Raw genomic sequence first — 8607 nt, forward strand, 5'->3', positions numbered from 1 at the left:
TCATGCGCCAGGCCGGCTACCCGCTCGGCTCCTCACTGCAGTTCCTCCTCGTGCTCAACCTGGGCGCGATCGTCGGCACCATCATGGTGTCCTTCCTCGCCGACCGTTTCGGCTCGAAGATCGTCACCGCCTGCGCCTTCCTCGCCGCGACCTTGTGCCTGTATCTGCTCAGCCTCCACCTGGACACGGCCGTCCTCATGGCATGCGTCGCGGTGGCCGGGCTGGGCAGCGTCGGCACGCAGATCCTCGTCAACGGCTACGTCGCCACGCACTACCCGTCGTCCGCACGCGCGACGGCCCTCGGCTGGTCCCTTGGCGTCGGAAGGCTGGGTGCGATCCTCGGCCCGCTGCTCGGCGGCTGGATCCTGGGGTCGGGTCTTGGCGCGGAATGGAATTTCTACGCGTTCGTGCTGCCGGCGTTGGCGGGCGCGATCTTCATCGCGGCGGTGCCGCGGGTGCGCGCCAGCCGGAAAGCGGCCGGCGTCGATCAGTCTGAGGCGGTGTGAGCCATTACGGATGGTGGACACGCAGCACGAGCTTGTCGACGGCGGCGTCGTTCTCCACGTCGGAATGAGCCTGCCGGATCTGCTCCAGCATCCGCTGCAGGACGTCAGCGGGCAAGGTCGGAGGCTCCGCCAGAGTAGGTGGTCAGCCGCACGCCGGTGGGGATGGACGCCAGTTACAGAGACGTCCACGCCGTCCGGCACGATCTGGCGGACAGCGGCGGAGACGTGTCCGGTGTCCACGATCGGGTGGTCGACGCCGTGCTCTGCGAGCTCGTCGGCGCGGTCGGCGCAGCGAATGGTCGCCAGGACGGTCGCCGCCCATGTCCTTGGCGATGGCGACGCCCGCCAGGCTCACGGAGGACGTGCCGCCGCGGATCAGCAACGTCCGGCGCATCCCGCCCATCATGGTCACCACCTGCCCGCCGAGCCGGAGGGCGCTGCCGGGGGGCGTCGATCACCACAGTGGCCTCGATGCCGGGCACGCGTGGGAAGGTCGCCCCATCGGCGAGGCCCATGCGGGTGTGCAACTCCGAACGGTTGAAGCCGAACGCCTCGACCGGAGGCGGACCCAACTTGGGCGGGGCTGCGGCAGCTGTCAGGCGAAAGGGCGACTCTCCTATCTATTTCATTCTATAGACGGCCGTCCTAAATTTGTTGTAGCGTGGCAATGTGCGCGCGGTTGCGGAGCGGATCGTCGCTCACAGCGCTGCCGCGGGCAGAGCCGGACCGCGAGTGCAGGACGATCGGGAGGACCATCGCATGAACGTTCAGCTCCCTGAGATCACGGCGGAGGAGCAAGCCCAGCTGCAGGAGCTCTACAAGGCTTTCGCCGCGGCGCACATGACGCCGTTGTGGACGCAGATCGGCGGCTTGATGCCGGTCACGCCGCAGCCGGACGCGGTGCCGATGTTGTGGCGCTGGTCGACCCTGCTGCCCCTGGCCGAGCGTGCCGGTGAGCTCGTCCCCGTGGGGCGGGGCGGCGAGCGCCGCGCGATCGCGCTGGCCAACCCGGGCCTGCCCGGCACCCCGTATGCCACGCCCACCCTGTGGGCGGCGATCCAATACCTCGGCCCGCGCGAGGAGGCGCCCGCGCACCGCCACACCCAGACCGCGTTCCGGTTCGTGGTCGACGGCGAGGGCGTGTGGACCAACGTCGAGAGCGACCCGGTGGCGATGCGCCGCGGAGACCTCCTGCTCACCCCGAGCATGCACTTCCACGAGCACCACAACACCACCGACCATCCGATGGCCTGGATCGACGGGCTGGATATCCCGCTCGTCCGCCAGCTCGACGCCGGGTTCTTCGAGTTCGGTCCCGACGAGCTGGGCACCCGCGAGACGCCCGCCGTCTCCCGCAATGAGCGGCTCTGGGCACACCCCGGCCTGACCCCGATCGGGGCGCCGCCGCCCAAGGCGTCCCCGCTCATGGCCTACCGCTGGGAGCACACCGACGCCGCCCTGGCGGCCCAGCTGGAGCTGGAAGAGGAAGGCCACTCCGGCGTCGTGGAGCCCGGTCACGCCGTCGTCCGCTTCACCAACCCGGCCACCGCCGGGGACTGCCTGTCCACCATCCGCTGCGAGATGCACCGGCTGCGGGCCGGCGCCCGCACCGCCGTCACCCGCACGGCCGGCTCCTCGGTCTGGCAGGTGTTCGAGGGCTCCGGCCTGGTCCGGGTCGGCGACGAGCGCTACGAGGTCGGCAAGGGAGACCTGTTCGCCGTCCCGTCCTGGGCCGCGCTGTCCCTGACCACCGAGACCGGCCTGGATGCCTTCCGCTTCGGCGATGACCCTGTCTTCGAGGCTCTCGGCCTCTCCCGCGTTCACCGAGAGGAACTGCCACAGTGAAGCTGGCGACCATCCGCACCCATGACGGCACCGCCGCGGTCCGCGTCGACGACGACGGCGCGGTCGAGCTGGGCGCCGCCGACCTCGGCGCGTGGCTAGCGCGGCCAGGCTGGAAGGCGGCGGCCGAGCAGGCAGACGGGCCTCGCCACAGTCTGGACGGGCTCGACTACGCCCCCCTGATCCCGAGCCCGGAGAAGGTCATCTGCGTCGGGCTGAACTACCGCACCCACATCCTGGAGATGGGCCGCGAACTGCCCGCTTATCCGGCGCTGTTCGCCAAGTTCGCGCGTGCGCTCGTCGGCGCCTTCGACCCGGTCGAGCTGCCCAGCGGCTCGGAGCAGGTCGACTGGGAGGCGGAGCTCGGTGTGGTCATCGGCGCCGAGGTGCGGCACGCCGCACCGGAGCAGGCCGCCGCGGCGATCGCCGGCTACACCGTGATCAATGATGTCACCGCCCGGGACTTCCAGTACCGCTCGGTACAGTGGCTCCAGGGCAAGACATTCGAGCGCAGCACCCCGGTCGGGCCGTGGCTGGTGACCGATGCCGAGCCCGGCGAGATCTCCTGCGAGGTCGACGGCGATCTCGTGCAGAAGGCGGACACCGGTGACCTCGTCTTCGGTCCCGCCGAGCTGGTCGCGTACATCTCTCAGATCATCACCCTCGGCCCCGGCGACATCATCGCCACCGGCACGCCGGGCGGCGTCGGCCACGCCCGCAAGCCCCCGCGCTACCTGCGGCAAGGATCGGAGCTGGTCACGCGCGTCGATGGCGTCGGCGAGATCTGCAACACGATGGTCAGGGGGAGTTGATGCGCATCGCTGTCGCCGGGGGTGGCCCGGGCGGGCTGTTCTTCGCCACCATGATCAGGCGGCTCGACCCGGCGGCCGAGGTCACCTTGTTCGAGCGCAACCGTGCCGACGACACTTTCGGCTTCGGCGTCGTCTTCTCCGACCGTACGCTGGCCGGGATCCACGAGGCCGACCCGGTGCTGCGGGAGGCGCTCGACGAGCACGGCAGGCACTGGGACGACATCGAGGTCCGGCTCAAGGGGGAGCGAGTCCGCTGCGGCGGAAACGGCATGGCCGCCATCGTCCGGCGCACGCTGCTCGCGCTGCTGCAGGACCGCGCCCGCCATCTCGGCGCCGACCTGCGCTTCTCCACCGAGGTGACGCTCGACGACCTGACCGGCTACGACCTCGTCGTGGCCGCCGACGGCACCGGCTCGCAGATCCGCGACCGGCTGGGCTTCGGCAGCGAGGTCGAGACCGCCGGCGCGAAGTTCATCTGGTTCGGCACGGACCACCTCTTCGACGGGCTCACCTTCCTGCACGAGCGCGGTCCGCACGGCGTCTTCGCCGTGCACGGCTACCCGATCTCGGACAAGGCGTCCACGTTCATCGTGGAGACCGACGAGGCCTCGTGGCGGCGGGCAGGGCTCGACGCGTTCGACGTCACACAGCCGCCCGGCCCCAGCGACCTGGTCTCCAAGGCGTACCTGGAGGAGCTGTTCGCCGGCCAGATCGACGGGAAGCGGCTGCTCACCAACAACTCCCGCTGGGGGAGCTTCCGCACGCGCCGCACCAAACGCTGGCATACCCTGACGCCACGACCGGTCGTCCTGCTCGGCGACGCCGCGCACACCGCGCACTTCTCGGTCGGCTCGGGGACGAAGATGGCCATGGAGGACGCGGTGGCGCTGGCACGCGCGCTGTCCGAGCACGGCGGCGACCTGCCCGCCGCGCTCGAGGCCTACGAGTCGGCCGCCCAGCCGTCCGTCCGGCAGATCCAGGACGCCGCGCGGCCGAGCCTGTCGTGGTGGGAGCACTTCGGCCGCTATTACGACGCCTTCGAGCCCCGGCAGTTCGCCTACCACTTCCTGTCACGCAGCATCACCGACGCGCGGCTGGCCCGCCGTGCCCCCGAGTTCACCCAGGCCAGCCTGCACAGGTGGGTCGAGATCCACGGCGCCGAGCCGCTGCGCACGCCGTTCGAGAGCGGCGGCTGGCAGGCCGCGAGTCGGCTCGTCGACGTTGTCACCGATGCCGGCGGCACACCGGCAGCCGTGGACGACCTGCCGCTGTCGGCCATTCCGGCGCAGGAGGCGTGGGGTCTGCTCGTGGACGCGCCGGACTCCGAGGCAGAGCTGCCGGAGCTCTACGCACGCCTCGCCGACCTCGTGGCAACAGGTGAGCGGCCGGTCCTGGTCGCGGTGGCCGGTGGCACGCCGCTGACCCGGACCCTGGTGTGCGAGCAGGCCCGCCTGCGGCACCGTCTTCCCACACTGATGATCGAACCGGCGCTCGACCACGACCGTGCCCACACGATCGTGCTGTCCGGCCGCGCCGACCTGGTGGGGGTCGCCGCGTGAGCGACACCGCCACCACGACGACCCCGGCGGATCTGTCGGCACTATTCGCGCCCCGCGGCATCGCTGTCATTGGAGCATCCCGCCATCCGCACAAGCTCGGAGCGACGCTCGCGCGCTCGCTGTCCGGTTTCGCCTCCGCCGGGGGACACCTGGCGCTGGTGAACGACCGTGACGACGGCATGTACGGATCGGTCACCCAGGCCGCCGCCGACGGCCCGATCGACGTGGCGATGATCTGCGTGCCCGCCCCCGCCTGCCCCGACGCCCTGGCCGAGGCCGCCGCCGGCGGCGCCCGCGCCGCCGTGATCTACTCGGGCGGATTCGCCGAGACCGGGAAAGCCGGTGCGGCCCACCAACATCGTCTCGCCGACATCGTCTCCGGGACCGGCATCCGGCTGCTGGGCCCCAACACGAGCGGCTTCCTGGCCCCGCACGCCGGCCTCACCGCCACCTTCGTGCCCGGCGCCGCCCGGGTGCGGCCGGGCAAGGTGGCCGTCGTCGCCGCCAGCGGCGGCGTCAACCACGCCCTGGCGTTCTTGCTGACCGAGGCCGGGCACGGCATCAGCCTGGCCGTGGGGCTGGGCAACGCCGTCGACCTCAGCGCCCCCGACATCCTCGGTCATCTCGCCGACGACCCCGCAACCGGCGCCGTCGCGCTGCACATCGAATCGGTGGCCGACGGCCGCCGCCTGGTCGACAGCGTGCGCCGGCTCGCCGAACACCGCCCCGTCGTCGCCCTCGTCGTCGGCCGCAACGACGTCGGCGCCTTCGCCGCCTCCCACACCGGCGCGCTGGCGACGTCGTGGCGCATCACCAGGGCCGCCCTCGCCCAGGCGGGCGCCGTACTGGTGGACGACGAGCGCGAGCTGGTCGACGCCGTCGGCGCCCTCGCGGTCACCCGCATGCGGCCCCGCAGGACCGCGGGGGTCGGCGTGGTGACCGCGCAAGCCGGCCCTGGCCTGCTGCTCCTGGACGACCTGCGCGGCCGACGGGCGAACATCCCCGAGCTCACCACGGCCACGCGGGACGCTCTGGCCGAACTGCTGCCGCCGCTGACCTACCAGGCCAACCCGGTCGACACCGGGCGTCCCGGCCCGGCGCTCGGACGCATCCTCGCCGCGGTCGGCGCGGATCCGGGCGTGGACATGATCGCCGCGTACACGCTGTACGAGCCCGACGCCGTCGACATCGTCACCGCCGTCAAGGAGGGCCACACCCGCGGCACCCCGATGGTGCTGGGGCTCGGCGGGACGGGTGAGGAGGTCGTCCGGAAGCGGCGTGAGCTGCTGGAGGCCGGGGTCGCCGTCACGACGGACCCGCGCGGCGTCGCCGCCGCGACCGCCGCCCTCCTCGCCGACGCCCGCGCCCGCGCGCACACCGCCGCCCCCTCTCCCGAGGGCGGCCGGGTGCCGGCAGATGTCCGCGGCCGCCACGACGAGCACCAGGCCAAGAACCTCCTCGCCCGTATCGGCGTGCGAACCATGCCGCACCGCGCATGCGACGCCCGCGCCGACGCCCGTGCCGTGCTGGCGGAACTCGGCGGGCCCGTTGCGGTCAAACTGCTCGACGCCGAGGTGCTGCACAAGACGGAAATCGGCGGCGTGTACCTGAACGTCGCCACCCGCGACGAACTTGAGGCGGCACTGGACCGGCTCGACGCCGCAGGCGCCCGACGCTACCTGCTGGAGAAGATGGCCCCCGCCGGGGTCGACCTCATCGTCGGTGTCCGCCGCGACCCGGTCTTCGGCCCCGTCGTCCTCGTCGGCCTGGGCGGGACGGTGGCGGAGGCACTGGCAGACGTGGCCGTCCGGCTCGCCCCGCTTACCCCCGCCGAAGCGGTCTCCATGCCGTCGGAGCTGACCGGGCACGCGTTGCTCACCGGGTGGCGTTCCGGGCCTGTCCTCGACTCCGGCGAGCTGAGCCGGATCGTCGCCGCGCTCGGCGACCTGCTCACCGCCAACCCGCTGATCGACGAGATCGAGATCAACCCGCTGAGACTCACCGCCGACGGTCTCGTCGCCCTCGACGCCGTGATCATCCCCCTGGAGGCCGACGATGCCCAGCCCCATCTCTGACCACGTCGTACCCTGGCCGCAGGCCGAAGCCCGGCGCTTCGCCGCCGAAGGCTACTGGGCCGGGATCCCGCTCGGAAACCTGCTGCGCGAGGTCGCCGACCGCACCCCCGACGCGCCCGCACTCGCCGATCCCGTCGCCGGGCTCCGGCTCACACACGCCGAGCTGGCCGAACGCGCCGACGCGGCAGCCGTACGCCTGCTCGACCTGGGCATCGGCCGCGGCGACCGCATCGTGGTGCAGCTCGGCAACGGATGGGAGTTCGTCGTCCTCACCCTCGCCTGCCTGCGCGCGGGCATCGTCCCAGTGATGGCCCTGCCCGGGCACCGGCGCAGCGAACTGACCTACCTCGCCACCCACGCCGAGGCGGTCGCGATCGCCGTTCCGGACCGCATGCGCGACTTCGACCACCAAGCGCTCGGACACGAGCTGGCCGACGACGTCCGGGCAGCCACCGGCGCCGGCTGGCACGTCCTCGTCGCCGGCGACGAGCTCGCCCCCGGCAGCGCCGACCTGCGCGCGCTGTGCGCACCGCCCGCCGACCTCAAGTCCGACCGCGCCCGCCTGGACGCCGAGGCCCCCGCCGGCCGGGACGTGGCCGTCTTCCTGCTGTCCGGCGGCACGACCGGCCTGCCGAAACTCATCGCCCGCACCCACGACGACTACGCCTACAACGCCCGCGCCAGCGCCGATATCGCCGCGATGGGCACCGATACCGTCTACCTGGTGACCCTGCCCGCCGGCCACAACTTTCCGCTCGCCTGCCCCGGCCTGCTCGGCACGCTGCTCAAAGGCGGCCGGGTCGTCACCCTGCCTTCCCCCGAGCCCGCCCGCGCCTTCACCACCATGCGGGCCGAAGGCGTCACCCACACCGCCGCGGTCCCCGCCATCGCCGTCCGATGGCTGGAGCACGCCGCCACGTACGGCGCGGACGACGTACGGACGCTAAGGGTCCTGCAGGTCGGCGGCGCGCGCATCGCCGACGAACTGGCTCGCAAGGTCGAACCCACGCTGGGCGCCACGTTGCAGCAGGTGTTCGGCATGGCCGAAGGGCTGCTCAACTACACCCGCCTCGACGACCCCGACGACGTCATCTGCACCACCCAGGGCCGTCCCCTGTCCCCGGCCGACGAGGTACGCCTGGTGGATGAGTACGACAACGACGTCCCGGAAGGGCAACCCGGCTCGCTGCTCACCCGCGGCCCCTATACCCCTCGCGGCTACTACAAGGCCGCCGAGCAGAACGCGCGCGCCTTCACCGCCAACGGCTGGTACCGCTCCGGCGACATCTGCCGCCGCACCCCCGAAGGCAACCTGATCGTCGAGGGACGCGACAAGGACATGATCAACCGCGGCGGCGAGAAGATCTCCGCCGAAGAGGTCGAGAACCTCGTCTACCAGCTCCCCACGGTCAGCCAGGTCGCCGCCGTGGCCATGCCCGACGCCGTTCTCGGCGAACGCGTGTGCGTGTACGTCGTGCCGCACCCCGGCGCCACCATCACCCTGGACGAGATCCGTACGACGATGGAGCGCAGCGGTGTCGCCCGCTTCAAGATCCCCGAACACCTGGTGATCGTGGACGAGCTGATCTCCACCAAGGTCGGGAAGATCGACAAAAAGGCCCTGCGCGCGGACATCGCCGCCCGCCTGGCAGCCCAGTCGGACGCATGAACAGCCGACGACACGACCTGAGTGCCCGTGTACAAACTGATCCCTGAGCCCGCCGCGTGGGACGATAATCGGGCGAAATAGTGACGTAGAGCGAATCTTCTGCGACATAGAGCGACCTTCCGGTAGCAACGGTGGTTATCACAG

General features: G+C 71.7%; 6 protein-coding genes. All 6 read left to right on the top strand.

Features of this window, described 5'->3' with window-relative positions; translation table 11 throughout:
• Window positions 1-506, top strand: a 506-nt coding sequence (locus KME78_RS63210) for an MFS transporter (RefSeq protein ID WP_219539877.1), incomplete at its 5' end; no start/stop codon positions are given.
• Window positions 507-1265: 759 nt separating this feature from the next.
• Window positions 1266-2351 (top strand): cupin domain-containing protein, encoded by a 1086-nt coding sequence (locus KME78_RS63215; RefSeq protein ID WP_219539878.1) that lies wholly within the window; start codon window positions 1266-1268, stop codon window positions 2349-2351.
• Entirely contained in the window at window positions 2348-3160 is an 813-nt protein-coding gene (locus KME78_RS63220; protein ID WP_219539879.1) for a fumarylacetoacetate hydrolase family protein, read from the top strand. The genes KME78_RS63215 and KME78_RS63220 overlap by 4 nt, the downstream gene beginning before the upstream one ends.
• Entirely contained in the window at window positions 3160-4719 is a 1560-nt protein-coding gene (locus KME78_RS63225) for an FAD-dependent monooxygenase (RefSeq protein ID WP_219539880.1), read from the top strand. The genes KME78_RS63220 and KME78_RS63225 overlap by 1 nt, the downstream gene beginning before the upstream one ends.
• Window positions 4716-6794 carry an acetate--CoA ligase family protein gene (locus tag KME78_RS63230; RefSeq protein ID WP_219539881.1) on the top strand — a complete coding sequence of 693 codons (2079 nt, stop codon included), beginning with the start codon at window positions 4716-4718 and terminating at the stop codon, window positions 6792-6794. The genes KME78_RS63225 and KME78_RS63230 overlap by 4 nt, the downstream gene beginning before the upstream one ends.
• Window positions 6775-8463, top strand: a complete 1689-nt coding sequence (locus KME78_RS63235; RefSeq protein WP_219539882.1) for a (2,3-dihydroxybenzoyl)adenylate synthase — start codon at window positions 6775-6777, stop codon at window positions 8461-8463. Before KME78_RS63230 ends, KME78_RS63235 begins: the two co-directional genes overlap by 20 nt.
• The last annotated feature ends 144 nt before the right edge of the window (window positions 8464-8607 follow it).

This window comes from Nonomuraea guangzhouensis (assembly GCF_019396345.1).
GTDB classification, from domain to species: Bacteria; Actinomycetota; Actinomycetes; order Streptosporangiales; family Streptosporangiaceae; genus Nonomuraea; species Nonomuraea guangzhouensis.